General features: G+C 49.5%; 10 protein-coding genes. 5 read left to right on the forward strand and 5 right to left on the reverse strand.

Translation table 11 applies throughout. The features are described from left to right. Positions 1–125 precede the first annotated feature (125 nt). The 4 genes from QZ323_RS03635 (at position 126) to QZ323_RS03650 (ending at position 10548) form a co-directional block, all read left to right on the forward strand. Positions 126–5798, forward strand: a complete 5673-nt coding sequence (locus tag QZ323_RS03635; protein ID WP_294632864.1) for a C10 family peptidase — start codon at positions 126–128, stop codon at positions 5796–5798. An 800-nt stretch (positions 5799–6598) separates the two neighbouring features. Further along, positions 6599–7147 (forward strand): hypothetical protein, encoded by a 549-nt coding sequence (locus QZ323_RS03640; protein ID WP_294632866.1) that lies wholly within the window; start codon positions 6599–6601, stop codon positions 7145–7147. 47 nt (positions 7148–7194) lie between these two features. Further along, a complete protein-coding gene (gene hflX, locus QZ323_RS03645; protein ID WP_294632868.1) occupies positions 7195–8451 on the forward strand; it encodes a GTPase HflX in 1257 nt (418 codons plus the stop codon). Between the two features lie 102 nt (positions 8452–8553). Continuing rightward, positions 8554–10548 (forward strand): DUF4954 family protein, encoded by a 1995-nt coding sequence (locus QZ323_RS03650; RefSeq protein WP_294632870.1) that lies wholly within the window; start codon positions 8554–8556, stop codon positions 10546–10548. Here QZ323_RS03650 and QZ323_RS03655 read toward each other — a convergent pair. After that, positions 10534–10911 (reverse strand): HepT-like ribonuclease domain-containing protein, encoded by a 378-nt coding sequence (locus QZ323_RS03655; RefSeq protein WP_294632872.1) that lies wholly within the window; start codon positions 10909–10911, stop codon positions 10534–10536. The two genes, QZ323_RS03650 and QZ323_RS03655, sit on opposite strands and share 15 nt — an antisense overlap. A 16-nt stretch (positions 10912–10927) precedes the next feature. Then, entirely contained in the window at positions 10928–11221 is a 294-nt protein-coding gene (locus QZ323_RS03660) for a nucleotidyltransferase family protein (RefSeq protein ID WP_294632874.1), read from the reverse strand. A gap of 170 nt (positions 11222–11391) precedes the next feature. On the opposite strand from QZ323_RS03660, the gene QZ323_RS03665 reads away from it, so the two are divergent. Next, a complete protein-coding gene (locus QZ323_RS03665; protein ID WP_294632879.1) occupies positions 11392–13032 on the forward strand; it encodes a fumarate hydratase in 1641 nt (546 codons plus the stop codon). Between the two features lie 134 nt (positions 13033–13166). Here the strand turns inward: QZ323_RS03665 and pelA are convergent, their stop codons facing one another. From pelA to QZ323_RS03680, 3 genes are all read right to left on the reverse strand, one after another. Further along, positions 13167–14267, reverse strand: coding sequence for a pectate lyase (gene pelA, locus QZ323_RS03670; RefSeq protein WP_294632881.1), 1101 nt, complete (start codon positions 14265–14267; stop codon positions 13167–13169). Positions 14268–14336: 69 nt separating this feature from the next. After that, entirely contained in the window at positions 14337–15662 is a 1326-nt protein-coding gene (locus QZ323_RS03675) for a TolC family protein (RefSeq protein WP_294632885.1), read from the reverse strand. Then, the gene (locus QZ323_RS03680) at positions 15659–18691 is read right to left on the reverse strand and encodes an efflux RND transporter permease subunit (protein ID WP_294632886.1); all 3033 of its coding nucleotides are present in this window, start codon (positions 18689–18691) and stop codon (positions 15659–15661) included. Before QZ323_RS03680 ends, QZ323_RS03675 begins: the two co-directional genes overlap by 4 nt. Positions 18692–18721 lie beyond the last annotated feature (30 nt).

Consider the following 18721-nt stretch of genomic DNA (forward strand, 5'->3'; position numbering starts at 1 on the left):
ATTATTGATATAAAGTGTTATTAATGAATACTTCAAACCTGTTATTTCAGATCTGCTCATGTCGTTTGATTTTGAAATTCATATTTAAACATTCATTAATTCTTAATTAAAAGTTATTAGTTTTTATGTTGAAACACTTTTTGCAAGTGCTGCTTTTTCTGTGGTGTGTGGGTTGTCCGTTCAACCTTCACGCTAAAGTCTTGACTCCTGAAGAGGCTGCGAAGACCGCCACTGAGTTTTTCAGTGCAGGTAACACCTCCCGTTTGGGAAATTCTGATGCTTTGGAGTTGGCGCATACCGCCAAGAAGAGTGATGGAACTCCTGTTTATTATGTATTCAATGCTAAGAACGGCCGTGGTTTTATTATCATATCGGCCGATGATAAGGCAGTTCCGGTCGTGGGATATTCGTATGAATCTTCATTTGTGCCGGAAAAAGTTTCCGATGTCACAGCAACGATGCTGGACAACGCGGTGAAACCGGTTGCAAACAGTAGCTTCGGGCTTCGTCAACGCGTGGTGACCAGAGTCTCTTCGGGAAAGGTTCTTTCTACTCCGGAATGGAGCCAGGAATCTCCGTTCAATTCACAGATACCGAACTATAGGCTTGTGGGATGCGTGGGAACGGCTTTGGCAACGGTCATGAAGTACCATAATTATCCTGCGGCTGGTCATGGCTCGCTTGATGGAACGGACTTCAACACCCAATATGATTGGAAACACATGCGGATGGATAATTACCGTAGAGGCTATACAGCCGAAGAGGCGGATGCAGTGGCTACGCTGATGGCACATTGTGCCATATCCATCAAGACAGATTTCGGAATGTCGGGATCGAGTGCTTTCGAGGTGCGTGTGCCTGCTGCGCTGATTTCATTCTTCGGATATGATTCGGGAGTATCTTACAAGAAACGTTCGGAGACCGATCGTGAAATGTGGGATGCCATTATCGTAGATGAAATAGAGGCGGGACGTCCGGTCATCTACAGCGGGCAGGATGTTTCGGCGGGACATGCTTTCGTGTGCGATGGATATGAGATGAGAGGTTCCGTTCCCTACTTCCATATCAATTGGGGATGGGGTGGTGCTGCCAACGGCTATTTCTCTTCTGATGCACTCAATCCTACGGTGAGCACATCTCATAGTTTCAATGACCAGACTACGATCATATACAACATTAAGCCTGCTGCTACAAGCACAAACTGGTCGCCGGTGCATCTCACGGCAGATGAGTACCAGATTGGTATGACGTCGGACGTGACTGACATTGAGGCTGGCACGAAGTTCAGCGTACGTGCCGGTGCTTTGAAGAACGTATCCTACGAAACCTTCTCCGGAAAGATTGCCGTGGCGCTTTTTGCTGCCGATGGTCGCATGAAGGCATTGTTGAATGAAGGCAAGGGGCTGACGCTGCAATCGATACAGTTGATGTCGCGTCTTTATGCCGATTTCGATTGTGTGGTGCCTGCCGGAACGGAGGTGGCTGCCGATGATGTGATCCGTATGGTGACTCAGAGTAATGGTTCGTCTGAATGGTTGCCCGTTACCGGAGACCTGATCACTGCCAATGAGGTGAAGGCGAAAAACTATACTATCCCTTATTGGGCAATAGACATCCCTACCAGCGTGGACGGAGCTGTCGTTTCGGATGCAGCAAGTCGTGTGATCAAAGGGCGAGACTATGCCTTCAAGGTGGTGCCGGCTTCGGCAGACAAGGTAGTGACGGTGAAGGTAAACGGCTTTATCCTCTCTCCGGACGCTAACCATATATATAAGGTGAACAATGTGGCTTCCGACCAGCAGATACGTATCATTGTACAGTCTGCCGATGAAGTCGTGGCAAAACGCAATTTGTGGGTGACTGCCGGAGGGCTTGCCAACCTGGTCGGCGAAGCCGATGCCGGTACCATCAAGGAACTGACACTCTACGGAACAATCGACGCTCGCGACTTCACTTTTATACGCGAACGCATGAAGGTGACCCTGCTCGACATTTCCGGTGTGAACATCGTGGCCAACGGCTCGAATCCTGCCAATGCCATTCCTACCAAGGCTTTCAGCGGATACGGTTCATTGCAGGGCATCAAGCTGCCCAAGTCCCTTACTACGCTGAAGAACGGGTGTTTCAACGCTACGGGCTTGCGCTCGATTGAGATTCCGGCATCGGTAGGGACATACGAATATAACATCTTCTTGAATTGCAGCAACCTGAGCGAAGTGATTGTACGTCGCCAGTCGCCGGCATGGGTCAACTGGTGTGTGTTTGTCGGAACGCCCCTGTCGAAACTTGTGGTGCCGGTAGGGGCTAAGGCTGCCTACGAGGCGAAGGAGAACTGGCAGGACTTCAAGGAGATTGTAGAAGAGAATGCCACTCCGGAGACGGCATACACGGTGGTGCTGGAAGAGATGGAAGGTGTGAAGATCACACCGGAGACAGAGCAGCTGACAGTGGCACCCGGTTCTGCTTTCTCGTTTACGGTAGAGATTGACAATCGTTTTGGAGATGCCCGTATGGAGGTGTTTGCCAATACAACGAAGCTGAATGCAGGGACAGACGGACGATATACGGTCACGATTCATGCCAACACCATGATTCATGCCGATTTTGTATATCCGCAGTCCACTTCCTACGATTCTTCGTGGAAGCTGACCGACTCAAGAGGCGGTGTAGGATTGGCTACCGATGTGATCAATGTGATTGCCGGTAAGGCGTTCTCTATACGTGCCAATGCACTGGCTATTCCTCAGGATGACGCCTCGATGTTCTACGCAGCTGTGCTTACAGATGCCAATGGAGCAATCAAGGAGTTTATCTCACCGGTCTTCACCAATTCCGGAACGAACTATGGCGATCTGCCTTGCACGTTCAATTGCCAGGTGAAGGAGTCTACGGTTCGCGAAGGCAATCTTGTGCGCATAGCCACCTCTTATAATAAGAAAACTTGGCATCTGGTGAAGGGCATCAATGGGAATGTGAAAGACTCTATCTGTGCTATAGGTAATGAAGTGGTTTATCACAGGGTGAACATGCCGTCCACCATTCAAGGGGCTACCATCCAGGGGGCTGTGAGCGAGATTGTTCATGGCATGGACTTTTCGTGCAAGGTGATGCCGGTTTCTGTGGCCGATGCGATAACGGTTCAGGTCAACGGTAAACTGGTGGCAGACCGTGTCGGTGTGGCTCAGGTAAAAGTTGAGAGCGTGCGCGAGGATCTTGATATCTCCATACAGGTTGTGGCAGCCGGCGACGAAACCTATACGGCACTCAATATCCATGCCGGCGAGCTGGCTTCCAAAGTAACGGAATCCGCTTTCCCCTCGCGCCTCAAGCTGATGGGAGAGATGAATGCTGCCGATTTCAAAGTATTGCAGGACAATGCTTCCAAACTGGTGGCGCTCGATTTGGCAGACGTGACTATAAAGAGCTATCCCAACCCGAATGCTTTGCCTTCCAATGCCTTTGCTGCATCAAATCCTACGCAGGCTACCGCACTGACAACGATCATCCTGCCTAAGAATCTGGAGAGCATAGAAGAGAATGCATTCTACCGCTGTGCAAACGTACAGGAGATCACGATACCGGCTACGGTGATCTACATCGGAAACGGCGCATTCGCTGCATGTATCAAGCTGACGAAGATCGTTGCTTTGTCGAAGACGCCGGTTCAGCTGAAAAACAATCCTTTCCCGACAAATACGGAGGGCATTACCCTCGAAGTGCCGCAAGGCGCCGAAGAGGCGTATGCAAGCAGCGAGTACTGGAAAGACCTTGCCAGCAAGACGAGCGAGGTGTTCTTTAATATTCAGATAGACCAGTCCAGATGTTTCCAATATACGCAACGCGATATATTGACTCATATTCCTCATCCCGGCAATTCTACTAAGACCGTGATGTTGGGCTTGCCGAATTTCATCCCTACAAGCAATAAGCCCAATCCGGTTTATCGTAAGGGAGTTGCATTCAAACTCTACGATAATGAGCAGGATAAGACCTCGTTGATTGATCCGCTTGATCCGAGCAACGTTTTTTATCCGGGCGGTTATTATCTGGTTAAGTTCTATGGTACGGCCAGTCCGGAGTCGTTCAACTATCCGCAGGATCATGTCATTGACATCGTGTTCCACTATGGCATCAAGTTCAATGATGCATCCGGAAAGGCGAAGATTGAGTTTAAGAATCTCGACGGGGCGAATGTGTGGAGCAACGCGGATATGTCGCTCTTCGTGGAGGGCTCTTCCGAACGCAAGACACTCTACAAGGAAGGTTGCGACTATCAGTTTACGGTCACTTCCGAAAATGCAAGTCTGGCACCCGTAGTCAAGATGGGCGGAGAAGAGATGCATGCAGACGAGAACGGGGTCTATACAATCGCAAACTTGCAGTCGGATGTCACGGTAGACGTCACGATGGCACTTGTGGAAGGCACTGACGTGGTGGTCGGCTCGGAAGAGGTGACCGAGATAGACAAAGAAGCTGCCGCTGCCGTAGAAGAACTGGGATTGTCCGGCGAAGTGTCCGACGAGACATTCGCCTATATACGTGAGAACTTCACGTCTCTCGAGACCCTCGACCTCTCCGCTACGGAAAACAGCGAGATTCCTGCCGCCGCATTTGCCGGAATGGAGAGCCTCGTGACTGTGGTGATTCCCGAAAACGTCACGGCTATCGGCGAGGGAGCTTTCGAGAATTGTACGAATCTGCAGGCATTGTCACTGAAGTCGGTGAACACGATCGGAGCCGGTGCCTTCGAAGGATGTACTTCGCTGACCAGCATCACGCTCTATGGCAACTTGCAGGGGGGCGCTACCCGTGCAACAGCGGCAGGTGGCATCACCGACGACTCGTTCAAGGGCATCAACCCCAACTGTATCATCTATGTAGCCAAAGGTCTGGAAGGCGGTCTCTCTTCCAAATCGAATGTCGTGTTCAATGGTGACGGCAAGTGCGAGGCACTGACGGATATCGTTCTCGATGATGCTTCCGCCTTCAATATACCTGCCAGCTTCAATCTTGGAGAGAGAAACATCTCTTTGTCGTTGACGCTGGACTATCCGGTGAAGGATGCCGGCAAGAGCTGGAAGGGAATCGTCCTGCCGTTTGTTCCTACTCGGATTTTTGACGAGAAGGGGAATGACTTCACAGTGGGGTCTTCCGCTTTGCACACGGTGAGTATGTTCTCGTTCAACGAAAATGCCCCAGCGCTCGAAAGCCAGGCAGCGATAGAGGTCAACAAACCTTATTTGATGCGTCTGAATGAAGAGGTGGTGGGAACGGTAGACTTGACCTTCACCGCAAGCAGCACTCAGGCGGCGACAAAGGCCGACGGCACGCTGGCGTTTGATGTTCCCATCACGCCGGAAGTGGAAACCATCGTGAAGGCAGGCAAGGAGTTCACCCTGCATGGAAACTATGTTCCGCAGAAGGTGGTTCCCGGCATGTATGTGGTGGATGAAGAAGGATATAGCTTCGAATGCGTCGATGGAGATGAGGAGAACGGTCGGACGATTGCTCCCTTCTCGGTTTATGCGACAGCCAATACGCCGGAAGCAGAGAAGTCGTTCAAGATTGGTGAAATCATCTTCACCGGCATTGAAGACGGCGTGCAACTGGAGGGAGATAAGCTGCAAGTGTATAAGGACGGTGCGAATCTCGTGATGGTTTCGGCTGTGGAACGCGACGTCCGTATCTTCACAGTGTCCGGCATCTGTATTGCGACAGTTACCGTGAAGCCTGGCATGAACACAATCTCCCTTACTCCGGGCGTGTACATCGTAGATGGCATCAAGGTGATTCTGTAGTCATATCTTTTTCCGGAGCCATCCGGATGGATATAAATGACCGATCGGTCATAGAAGTTCCTTTGGGGCTTCTATGGCCGATTGTTTTTTTGCTTTATTTCAGGATGATGCTGCAAACGCGATTCTGCTGATATTTGTTTGCTGATAGCTGCTTTTAGCTGACACATGCGTTGGAACGGAATGTGCGGAATTATAGGGCTTTCGCGCAAAACATATGGAGTTATCAGGCAAAACATACGGAGTTATCAGGCAAAACATACGGAGTTATCATGCAAAACATGCGGGGTTTTCATGCGAAACCTGTGGAGTTTTCAGGCAAAACCTGTGGGGTTATCACGCCAAACCTGCGGAGTTTCATGCAAAACATGCAAAGTTCTTGTGCCGGAAGTTGTTTTCTGCCTTGAAAAGTCGGCAAACGGGCGTCTTGAAATAGGGAAAGACGGGAGATGGAAATCTATTTCAAATGTACGTATTTCTGTATCGAACTGTCTGATAGTGATATATGAAAAAACTTTTTCTTGTTTCCTTCGCAGCTGTAGGTCGGGGCGAAATACGGCATTCTCGCTGCATTTGAAAATACAAAATGACAGTTCGGGAGTCACATTCGCTCCTACGAATGAAACACGGCTCTTTCATTTACAGGAGTCGGAGGAGTAGTGCGAATGAAAGCACCGTGGATAATTGCCCTATTTTTGGGTATTTCACTTTTTTGTCGTACTTTTGGATTGGGAATATTTGTGGGAGTTATCCGAAGCCTGCTTCTGGCAACTCCTGCAACAGCAACTAAAGCGATTGGTAAGATGAAAAAGAGTATGAACATAGCCATAACGGTGCTGCTCGTGATACTGGCAAGCTGCCGTTCTGCGAAAGAGGAAACAACAGTGGCGACAACAGGCAAACAAAAGATAGAAATGAATCTACAGCCGGGCGGAGGCAGGATATTGTCGGGCGGAACTCCGTTCTCCACATCGCCCGTGGTCTATATCTATAAGACGAAAGCCGACTATTCGCACCAGGTTCCGGTGCTGATGGACGAGAGCCGCACCCGTATCTTGTCCTATCCCGCACCTTCCGACCTGAAGCTGGGAGACGCTCTTCGGCTGCCTACCCCCCTGAACGACGGCTACCTGCTGGACAATAAAGGGATCGGACCGAATGTAGCCTTCCTCACTTATACCTACGAAGCATACAGCCAACTGGCGGAAGCCCCCTCAATGGACGAACTTCTGGCGAACATTGCCGAGAAATATCCGTTATTAGAGATACGCGCCTGCGGCAGACGTGCCGACTACCAGGACATCGTTTCAGAATTAAATGAAAAGATTTCTAACGGATTTCTGGAAAAATAATTATATTTGTCGCCGCTAATAAACTTAATAATCAAGTCATATAGTAAATGAAAGAATTTGTAATCTCCGAAGCACAGGTGGAAACCGCGGTATTGGTGGGGCTTATCACAAAGACCCAAGACGAACGCAAAACGAACGAATACCTCGATGAACTGGCATTCTTGGCTGAGACAGCCGGGGCGGAAGTTGTGAAACGTTTTACCCAAAAGCTGGATCAGGCACACTCCGTGACCTACGTCGGCAAGGGTAAACTGGAAGAAATAAAAGAATATATCCGAAACGAGGAGGAAGCCGAACGCGAAATCGGTATGGTGATTTTCGATGACGAGCTTTCTGCCAAACAGATACGCAACATCGAAGCGGAACTGAAAGTGAAGATCCTGGACCGGACTTCGCTCATCCTCGACATCTTTGCCATGCGCGCACAGACTGCCAATGCAAAGACGCAAGTAGAGCTGGCACAATATAAATACATGCTTCCCCGTCTGCAACGCTTGTGGACACACTTGGAACGTCAGGGAGGAGGCTCGGGCGCCGGTGGCGGAAAAGGTTCTGTGGGACTGCGCGGACCGGGTGAGACACAGCTCGAAATGGACCGCCGTATCATCCTGAACCGTATGTCGCTGCTGAAAGAACGCTTGGCTGAGATCGACAAACAGAAGGCGACACAACGCAAGAACCGCGGCCGCATGATTCGTGCCGCATTGGTGGGATATACCAACGTGGGCAAATCCACCCTGATGAACCTGCTTGCCAAGAGCGAAGTGTTTGCCGAAAACAAACTGTTTGCCACGCTGGATACGACCGTGCGCAAAGTGATTATCGACAACCTTCCGTTCCTGCTTTCGGATACGGTAGGATTTATCCGCAAGTTGCCCACCGACCTGGTGGACTCTTTCAAGTCGACACTGGACGAGGTGCGCGAGGCAGACTTGCTGCTGCACATCGTGGACATCTCGCATCCGGACTTTGAAGAACAGATAGAAGTAGTCAACAAGACATTGGCGGACATCGGCGCGTCCGGTAAACCAATGATTTTGATATTCAATAAAATAGATGCTTATACATTCATCGAGAAAGCATCTGACGACCTTACCCCCAAAACAAAGGAAAACTTGACACTCGAAGAGCTGATGAAGACGTGGATGGCAAAGATGGAGGATAACTGCCTCTTTATCTCCGCCCGCGAGAAAATGAATCTGGAGGAACTGAAAAACGTGGTTTACACCCGCGTAAAAGAACTGCACGTGCAGAAGTATCCTTATAACGATTTCCTTTATCAGACCTACGAAGAGGAAGTTTAATCAGACGAAAGTCGGAAGAAATGGAAAGTGGAAAATGGAAAGGTGAAAATGGAACTTTCCATTTTCCATTTCTTTAGGCTTTCGTCTAAAATTTAAAGTAGTATGAGTTACAGACATTTGACCGAAGACGAAGTACTTCGGTTGAAGAGCCAGTCCTGTCTGGCAGATGATTGGGGAAAAGTAATGGTGGCGGAAGGTTTCGCTACCGAGTTTGTGCACCACACTCGTTTCTCAGGCGATGTACGTTTGGGCGTGTTCCTTTCGGAATTCACGCTGCCGGGAGGAATCAAGAAGCATTCCGGTCTGCGCCACGTAACGCTCCATAACGTCACGGTGGGGGATAACTGTTGCATAGAGAACATCCAGAACTATATTGCCAATTACGAAATCGGGCACGATACATTCATCGAGAATGTAGACATCATCCTGGTGGACGGCGTAAGCAAGTTCGGCAACGGAGTGGAAGTCTCCGTGCTGAATGAGACAGGCGGACGTGAAGTGCTGATCAACGACAAGCTCTCCGCACATCAGGCATATATCCTGGCGCTCTACCGCCACCGGCCGGAACTGATCAGCCGGATGAAGTCCATCACGGATTATTATTCCAACAAACATGCCTCTGCTGTGGGCAGCATCGGCCATCATGTGATGATACTCAACACCGGTTCCATCAAGAATGTACGTATCGGCGACTATTGCCACATCTGCGGAACGTGTCGTCTCTATAACGGTAGTGTCAACAGCAACGAAGAAGCCCCGGTACATATCGGACATGGAGTAATCTGCGACGATTTCATCATCTCTTCCGGTTCGCACATAGACGACGGCGCCATGCTGAGCCGCTGCTTTGTGGGACAGGCATGCCGCTTGGGACACAATTATTCGGCGTCCGATTCACTCTTCTTCAGCAACTGCCAGGGAGAGAACGGTGAGGCATGTGCCATCTTTGCCGGTCCGTTCACGGTGACGCACCACAAGTCCACACTGCTGATTGCCGGTATGTTCTCTTTCATGAATGCCGGTTCAGGTTCCAACCAAAGTAATCACATGTACAAATTAGGTCCCATCCATCAGGGCACGTTGGAACGTGGTGCCAAGACCACTTCCGATTCTTACATCCTGTGGCCTGCCCGTGTAGGTGCTTTCTCGCTTGTAATGGGACGCCACGTCAACCATTCCGACACTTCCAACCTGCCCTTCTCTTATCTGATCGAGCAGAACAATACCACTTACCTCGTGCCGGGTGTCAACCTGCGTAGCGTGGGAACTATCCGCGATGCACAGAAATGGCCGAAGCGCGACGGACGTACGGATTCCAACAAACTGGATTTCATTAATTATAATTTGCTCAGTCCCTATACCGTGCAGAAGATGTTGAAAGGAATGGCGACATTGCAGAATCTGCGCTATGCTTCGGGCGAACTTTCGGATATCTACTCTTTCCATAGTGCCAAGATCCGTAATTCCGCTTTGGTGAAAGGTATTAAGTTCTATGAGATTGCTATCCATAAGTTCCTCGGGAACTCTGTCATCAAGCGGTTGGAAGGCATTGACTTTAAGAACAACGAGGAGATACGTGCCCGCCTGAAACCCGAAACCGCGACAGGCAGCGGCGAATGGGTGGACATCTCCGGTCTGATTGCCCCGAAGAGTGAGATCGACAACCTTATCAGCGATATCGAATGCGGCAAAGTGGACCGCTTGAAGCACATCAATGCCGCATTCGAAAAGATGCATCAGAATTACTATACCTACGAGTGGACCTGGGCATACGAGAAGCTGGAAGAGTTTTATGGCATCAATCCCGAAAATATTTCAGCGGCGGACATCATCCGCATTGTAGAGAAGTGGAAGGAAGCCGTAGTAGGACTGGACCGTATGGTGTATGAGGACGCAAAGAAAGAATTTTCACTGGCTTCCATGACCGGCTTTGGTGCCGACGGCTCCCGTGTGGAGAAGGAAATGGACTTCGAACAGGTGCGCGGCGACTTCGAAAGCAATCCCTTTGTGACGGCAGTGCTGAAACATATTGAGGTGAAGACCGCACTGGGCGATGAACTTATCGGGCGGATGTGTAAGGTGTCATCCTTCTCTTAATTCGTTATCCCTTAACCCAGCATCGATATCTGCCAATATCCGGCGGATATCGGTGAGAAGGGGATGAAGTTCAGAACGAGTTATGTCAAGCACCAATTCTGGGTCTATTGACAAATATTCATGGGAGATGATGTTACGCATGCCAATGATTTGTTTCCATGGGGTAGTAGGGTAAAGGGAGAAAAGTCGTCCTTCTGTTCGGTCATCCACTTGCCGTATAACTTCACCAATGCTTTGTAAACACATACAAGTGGAATTAAACAATACCATGGAGTCTTGTGAAGCCAGAAATTCATGGTATGTGCTTACTTTGGCTGTAGTTTCGATAGTGAATACGATTTGCCGTTCTACAAATCGTATCATGTCTGTAAGTTCATATTTAGATGTATATTGCATCTCGTTCAATGTTTTGACGAAACAGCTTGCGCATGTTTTCGTGTAAGGTTAATAAATCTATTTTTGTACAGAATATATTTTCAAGTTCTTCTTTGACTGCCATATATATGCGAAAAGTATTATTTCGCAATTTGATGCACACATCAATATCGCTCCCCTCCTTTTGTTCCCCACGGGCGGTAGAACCGAAGAGGGCAAGTTGTTCTATTCCGTACTTTTCGCCGGCAGTACGCTTGAATTCGCGCAAGATTTCGAGTACTTCCTCAGTTGTTTTCATATTGATATATCCTTTGTTTCTCACAAAGTTAATAAATTAATTGATGATTTGTCGCCTTTTTGCTCTAATTAAAGAATTATTTCGATAATAGTTTATACCTTTGCTTTGTAAAGGCGGATTTGTGTTGCCTTTACCATCAGAATCACTTTTAAACATTAAATATATTAATTATGGCAACAACACCTTCGTTCCACTATCAACCTATGTTTGAGCATGGGGAAGATAAGACTGAGTATTATCTGCTTACCAAGGATTATGTGTCCGTAAGCGAGTTTGAAGGAAAACCTATGCTGAAGATCGCAAAAGAGGGTCTTACAGCAATGGCTAATGCGGCTTTCCGGGATGTCTCATTTATGTTGCGCCGCTCACACAATGAGCAAGTTGCTAAAATATTGAGTGACCCCGAAGCAAGTGACAATGATAAATATGTGGCATTGACTTTCCTGCGCAATGCAGAAGTGGCTTCCAAAGGCGTACTTCCTTTCTGCCAGGATACCGGTACGGCTATTGTACACGGTGAAAAGGGACAACAGGTCTGGACCGGCTATTGCGATGAAGAAGCACTTTCGCTGGGTGTATATAAGACTTATACCGAAGAGAACCTGCGTTACTCGCAGAATGCTCCACTGAACATGTACGACGAAGTGAACACGAAGTGTAACTTACCCGCACAGATCGACATTGAGGCAACCGAAGGTATGGAGTATAAATTCCTCTGTGTGACCAAAGGAGGCGGATCGGCAAACAAGACGTACCTGTATCAGGAAACCAAAGCGATCCTGAATCCGGGAACACTGGTTCCTTTCCTTGTCGAGAAGATGAAGACGCTGGGCACGGCGGCTTGTCCTCCTTATCACATCGCTTTCGTCATTGGAGGTACTTCTGCCGAGAAGAACTTGCTGACCGTGAAGCTGGCTTCTACCCACTACTACGACGAACTGCCTACTACGGGTAACGAATACGGCCGCGCTTTCCGCGACGTAGAACTGGAAAAGAAAGTGCTGGAAGAGGCTCACAAGATTGGACTCGGTGCACAGTTTGGCGGTAAATACCTTGCTCACGATGTACGTATCATTCGTTTGCCGCGTCATGGTGCTTCCTGTCCGGTAGGTTTGGGTGTTTCCTGCTCTGCCGACCGTAACATCAAATGTAAAATCAATAAGGACGGTATCTGGATTGAAAAACTCGACAGTAATCCGGGCGAACTGATTCCTGCCGAACTCCGCAAAGCCGGTGAAGGCGATGTAGTCAAGATCGACCTGAACCAGCCGATGGCTGACATCCTGAAGGAACTGACCAAGTATCCGGTGTCTACCCGTCTCTCGTTGAATGGTACGATTATCGTAGGCCGCGACATTGCACATGCCAAACTGAAAGAACGTCTGGACCGTGGCGAGGAACTTCCGCAGTACATCAAGGATCATCCTATCTATTATGCCGGTCCTGCCAAGACGCCTCAAGGCATGGCATGCGGTTCTATGGGACCCACTACTGCCGGACGTATGGACCCGTATGTCGACCTCTTCCAAAGTCATGGCGGTAGCATGATCATGCTTGCCAAGGGTAACCGCAGCCAGCAAGTGACGGATGCCTGTAAGAAATATGGTGGTTTCTATCTCGGTTCTATCGGTGGTCCTGCCGCTATCCTTGCACAGAACAACATCAAGAGCATTGAATGCGTGGAATATCCCGAACTTGGTATGGAAGCTATCTGGAAGATTGAAGTAGAAGACTTTCCTGCATTCATCCTGGTAGATGACAAGGGTAATGACTTCTTCAAACAGCTGAAGCCGTGGAATTGCAGTAAGTAATCAGTTGCTCATTTTATATAGTAAAAGGGTATATCGAGCCATTCGGGAGTGTCATATTGCTCCGTCAGCGGCAAAGATATACCCTTTCTTTGTTATGAGAAAGGGGAAGTGTTCCCCCTTTTCTCTCTCTCTTCCTATCTGTTATTCTTCTTTTTCCACTGTTCGTACTTTTTCAGCACTTTCAATCCGTCGTCGTTATACCAGCTATATCCGTTGCGCCGTTCATATCCGATCTCAGAAATGTCGAACTTCTTCACTCCGTCGCGGTCGCAGAAGAAAGGGCGGTTGTCTTCCAATGTATAGAAACGTGCCCATAAGGGAAGGCAGTCCGTACACGGAACCATGCGGAAATCCTTTTTGCCTTCGCTGTTCGTGAAAGTCTCTTTTTTGATGTTTTCTATTTTTGACGTCTTGAACCATTCAACTGCATGCTCTATGGCGGCAATCACTCTCTCTGAAGGGTTGGGGAGGGACATCAGCAGGAGAACAATTTCATCAGATTCTTGACCACTCAATGACGGCAGTTCATAAGCACGGGCTTTGGCGGGTGCAAGGGTATGCTCGTCGTGTTGTGCACACCAGACGGTCGGTTTGCCGTTTATGACTACTTGGGTATTGAGGATGCACTCTACTCCCTTGTCGAAAGCGATGCGTGCACGTTGGCAAATGCTGTCGGGAACGTAAGTGTAGGGTGCTTTCTTCTCAACTATCTGGCGAAGCAACTCCATGACGTTCACCATGGCATTGTCGTTGTAGGTGATATGTGTATAGTAACCTTTGGGGCGGGGCCAGAATTGCGGCCAGCCACCATTAGGATATTGTGCCTTGAGCATGTAGCAGATACCGTCGATGGCGGCATCTTTGTATTTTTCGATGTTTGTAGCCAAATACAGGCGGGAGAGGTATCTGATTTCCGTGCTGGTCGCATCGTTGTCTATCGTACTTTCGTTGACGTTGTTTTTGGCAGCAAGCACCTTCTCACGCTCTTCCGCTGTCAGTTCAGCAGGCATGTATATGTTTTTAGGCCATCCGCCGGTGGTCTGCTGGTAGAGCAATACATTGTCTCCGATGCGGATAGCCTCAGGCGTCTGAAAGAATTCATCGCTTAACTTGGGCGCCGTTTTTACCCAACTTTTATAGGGTTTCTTCTCTTTATAGTTTGCGTTTTCCTGCGCAAACAAGCTTGTCAGGCATATCAAAGCCAGGCAACACAGGCAAAATCTTCTTGTCTTCATCGTTGTAGTTTTAAAAAGTTATGCTACAAAAGTAGGGGAAAAACATTTGCCTGATGGAGAATAATTGTTTTATTCCAGGTATTTTGTCACTTTACCGCTGATTTGCAGCAAGGAAATCTCGCACAACTTGGTGTTATACTCCGCGGAGAGGATTCTTTCTTCCGCATCGAGGAGGCTCTTTTGTGCTTCGCGCATCTCAATTCCGGAGAGATTGCCCAGCATGTAACGCTCCATGGCAATTTCGTGATTTTCCTTGGCTGCTACAAGGTTCTGACGTTCCAGTTGCAGCATCTGCAGGTTATTTTGGTATGCCTGCCACAGATTGCTTAGGTCGGCACGCAAAGCCTGTTCCAGTTGGTCGCGTTGCAGGCGTGCGTTCTGGATGGCAATCCGGGCATTGTTGCGCTCGCGGCGGCGGTTGCCGTCGAACAGGTTGAAGCCGATGGTCAGGCCAAAGTTTGCCCCAAGGTTGCCGCGCTGCACGTTGGCGGCAACGTCATACTTATTGAACGTATAGCCGTAGCCGCCGTTCAGTTTCAGATAAGGATAGTCTCTCGAACAAACCTTCTTGTAATCCAGCTGGGCGAGTGTACTGTTCTGCTGGGCCTTTAGCAAAGAAGCATTGGTTTGCAGGGTGGCGTTCCATAAGCTCTCGAAGTTCAGTCGGTTGTCCACATCGATCAGGCTGTCCCGGATGACGATGGGTTGGTCTACATCCTCATTGGCCATCAGCTCATTTAGCTGGATGCGGGAGGTGTGTAGGAGTTCCTGCTGTTTCATGTATTGCGCACTGTCGGCATTGAAGTCTACTTTTGCCTGCTGATAATCCAAGCGGGAGAAGTTACCGATGTGATACCGCTCCTCCACTATGCGCAGGCGTTCTTTGGACAGGGAGACGGCATAGCGGAAGTTGTTCAATCGGATTTTATGCTGCACGTAATTGTAATATTCGGCTGCGATGTTGGCTATCAGGTCTTCTATGGCGATGCGCGTATTGGTTTCTCCCTGCCTTTCCAGTTCTTTCAATTTCCGGTAGTTGGCGGTGATGTTAAAGCCATCGAAAATGGTCCAGTTCAGGTTCAGCCCTACATTCATGGTCTGGTCGAAGACGCCGTTCTCCTTGATGTGCTCTCCGGTGGAGCGTAGTTTGCTGTCGGTATTGTCTAGGGTTCCTCGGTAACTTGCCGAAAGGTCGGCAGTGGGCAGGTAACCCGCATTGCCCAAGGTGGCATTGTTCTTGGAAACCTGTTCTTCGTTGCGGGTAATGCGCAACGAATAGTTGTTCTGAAGCCCATACTCCAGGCAGGACTTTAATGTATAAGTTTGCGGAACCTGTGCCTGCAGGGCAAGCACAGTGCAACCGGCTGCTATGAGGGATACTATCGTACGTTTCATGATTTTCTTAACTTGCTTCGGTTAGTAGATACATAACTGTATATGGCGGGTACAATGTACATGGTCAGGAAGGTGGATACCAGCATACCGCCCACTACGGCTATACCCATTGCGATTCGTTGGTTGCATCCTTCGCCTTTGGCGAAAGCCAGCGGAATCAAGCCCAATATGGTCGAAGTGCTGGTCATCAGGATGGGGCGCAGACGTTGTAGGGAAGCATCCTTGATAGCATCCATCTTGTCTTCTCCCGCCTCCTGTTTCTGGTTGGCAAATTCCACGATAAGGATGCCGTTCTTTGCTACCAGACCAATCAGCATGATGATGCCGATTTGGCTGAAGATGTTCATGGTGATGTTGTTGAAGTACATGAAGACCAATGCTCCGGCAATGGCAAGCGGCACGGTGAGCATGACGACCAGCGGATCCTTGAAGCTTTCAAACTGCGCCGCCAGAATCAGGTAGATAAGCAGGATGGCCAATATGAAAGCGAACATAAGGCTGGAAGAACTTTCGCGATACTCCTTCGAATCACCGGTCAGTGCGGTACGGAACGTTTCATCCAAAGTCTCTTTGGCTATCTTGTCCATCTCGTCAAGTCCCTGTCCGATGGTCTTTCCATCGGCAAGTCCGGCAGAAATGGTGGCGGCGACAAAACGGTTGTAGCGATACAACTGCGGGGGAGCGATACCGCCTGTCAGTTCGATCAGGTTGTCCATCTGAATCATCTCGCCTTTCTCACTGCGGATATAGATACCTTTCAGGTCGGCAGGCTTGTTGCGTTGCTGACGGTTGATTTCTCCTAATATTTCATACTGCTTCCCGTTCATGTAGAAGTAGCCCATACGCTGCCCGCTCAATCCGTATTGTAGGGTTTGGGCGATGTTACGCGTACTTACTCCCATAATGCTCGCCTTGTCTCGATTGATGTTGATACGGGCTTCCGGTTTGCTGAATTTCAAGTTGACGTCCGCCATCTGGAATACCGGATTCTCATACACCTTTGCCATGAACACAGGCAATACTTCTTGCAGCTTCTCGATATTGGTTGCCTGCAACACGTATTGCACCGGCATGCCGCCGCGGCGCCCACCGAAAGATGAGGACTGTTGCACGAATGAACGTGCTTTGGTCTTCTTCTGCACAACCTTCGATATCTGCTCCGCAACTTGCATCTGGGTATAGTCGCGCTCTTTCATGTCCTTCAGAGTGATGCGTACGTTACCGCTTCCGCTCGACACGCGTGCCGTCACCGATTCGGCATCCGGAAGGATAGAGTCCACCAAGTTGTTGATATCTTCGGTGTAATCGCGTATATACTCATACGTCACACCTTCTGCACCACGGGTCGTGATGCTGATTTGCGAACGGTCTTCCAACGGCGCCATTTCGGCAGGAATCGTATTCCACAAGAATACGATAAGAACCAGCGTGCCCAATACAAGCGGCATGGCGAGCCAGCGTTTGTGGAGGAAAGATTCCAATGAACGGCTGTAGATGCGGTTCATGCCCTCGAAGAAAGGTTCGGTTTTCAGGTAGAACCAGTTCTTCTTCTCCTGCCGCACCAGTAGTTTGGTGGCAAGCATCGGGGTGAAAGTCAGTGCGGCAAACGAAGAAATAATTACCGAACCGGAAACCACGATACTGAACTCGCGGAACAGACGTCCCGTCATACCGTCCATGAACACGATGGGGAAGAATACGGCCACCAGGGTGATGGTGGTAGAGATAACGGCAAAGAAAATCTCCTTGGCTCCCTCGATACCCGCCTCTTTCGGCGGCATGCCGCGCTCTATGCGGACATAGATATTCTCTGTCATAACGATGGCATCGTCCACCACCAGACCCACCGCCAGCACCACTGCCAGCATGGAGAGCACATTGATGGAGAATCCAGCCAGATACATGACGAAGAAAGCGCCGATGAGCGACACCGGAATCACGATGCAGGGCACCAGGGTAACGCGCCAGTCGCGTAAGAAGAGGAAGATGATGATGATAACGAGGATGAAAGCCACGTACACCGTCTCTTTTACCTCATTGATGGAGGCACGGATGAACTTGGTGTTGTCGAAACCATACGAGTATTTTACATCCTCCGGAAGGTCTTTCTTCATTAATTCCATACGCTCGTAGACGGCATCGGCAATCTTGATATGGTTGGCACCGGGCTGAGGCACGACGACGATACCCACCATCGGAACGCCGTTCATTTTCATATAACTCTTGATATCGGCAGGTCCCAGTTCGGCGCGTCCGATGTCACTGAACCGGATGATGCGGTTATTGTCTTCCTTCAAGATCAGGTTGTTGAACTCTTCTGCTGTATGCATCAGTCCTAAGGTACGGATGGTGAGTTCCATCGTATTGCCTTCGATGCTACCGGACGGGAGTTCCACATTCTCCTTGTCCACGGCATTCTTGACGTCAATCGGGGTGATGCCGTAACCGGACATCTTGACCGGATCGAGCCACAGGCGCATGGAGTAGCGTTTCTCGCCCCAGATGCTGACACCGCTGACGTCTGCAATCGTCTGCAATTGCTCCTTCACAGTGAGGTCGGCAATCTCGCTCAGTTCCAGCAGGGAGCGCTTGTCGCTCTGCAATGCCACCATAAGGATGGGCATGGCGTCGGCATCCGCTTTCGATACGGTGGGCGGGTCGCAGTCGCGAGGCAGATAGCGCTGGGCACGCGACACCTTGTCGCGCACGTCGTTGGCTGCCGTTTCCAGGTCTACGGATAGTTCAAATTCCACTGTGATGCGCGCCGAACCTTGCTGGCTGACACTCGACAGGGAACGTATGCCCGGAATACCGTTGATGTTCTGTTCCAGCGGTTCGGTGATTTGGTTCTCTATGACGTCGGCATTTGCCCCCGGATAGGAGCAGGAGACGGAGATGATGGGGTTATCCACAGAGGGATATTCGCGTACGCCAAGGTAACTGTACCCGATAAGTCCAAAGAGTAGGATGATAAGGGTCAGTACTGTGGAGAGTACGGGGCGTCGTATACTGAGCTCAGATATGTTCATTGTTTGCAAATTGACAATTGACAATTGATA

The sequence above is a fragment of the uncultured Bacteroides sp. genome (assembly GCF_910585845.1).
In the GTDB taxonomy this organism is placed as follows: domain Bacteria; phylum Bacteroidota; class Bacteroidia; order Bacteroidales; family Bacteroidaceae; genus Bacteroides.

Coding starts and splice junctions, on each gene's coding strand:
- QZ323_RS03635 (WP_294632864.1), top strand. CDS start 126: ATGTTGAAACACTTTTTGCAAGTGCTGCTTTTTCTGTGGTGTGTGGGT.
- QZ323_RS03640 (WP_294632866.1), top strand. CDS start 6,599: ATGAAAAAGAGTATGAACATAGCCATAACGGTGCTGCTCGTGATACTG.
- hflX (WP_294632868.1), top strand. CDS start 7,195: ATGAAAGAATTTGTAATCTCCGAAGCACAGGTGGAAACCGCGGTATTG.
- QZ323_RS03650 (WP_294632870.1), top strand. CDS start 8,554: ATGAGTTACAGACATTTGACCGAAGACGAAGTACTTCGGTTGAAGAGC.
- QZ323_RS03655 (WP_294632872.1), bottom strand. CDS start 10,911: ATGATACGATTTGTAGAACGGCAAATCGTATTCACTATCGAAACTACA.
- QZ323_RS03660 (WP_294632874.1), bottom strand. CDS start 11,221: ATGAAAACAACTGAGGAAGTACTCGAAATCTTGCGCGAATTCAAGCGT.
- QZ323_RS03665 (WP_294632879.1), top strand. CDS start 11,392: ATGGCAACAACACCTTCGTTCCACTATCAACCTATGTTTGAGCATGGG.
- pelA (WP_294632881.1), bottom strand. CDS start 14,267: ATGAAGACAAGAAGATTTTGCCTGTGTTGCCTGGCTTTGATATGCCTG.
- QZ323_RS03675 (WP_294632885.1), bottom strand. CDS start 15,662: ATGAAACGTACGATAGTATCCCTCATAGCAGCCGGTTGCACTGTGCTT.
- QZ323_RS03680 (WP_294632886.1), bottom strand. CDS start 18,691: ATGAACATATCTGAGCTCAGTATACGACGCCCCGTACTCTCCACAGTA.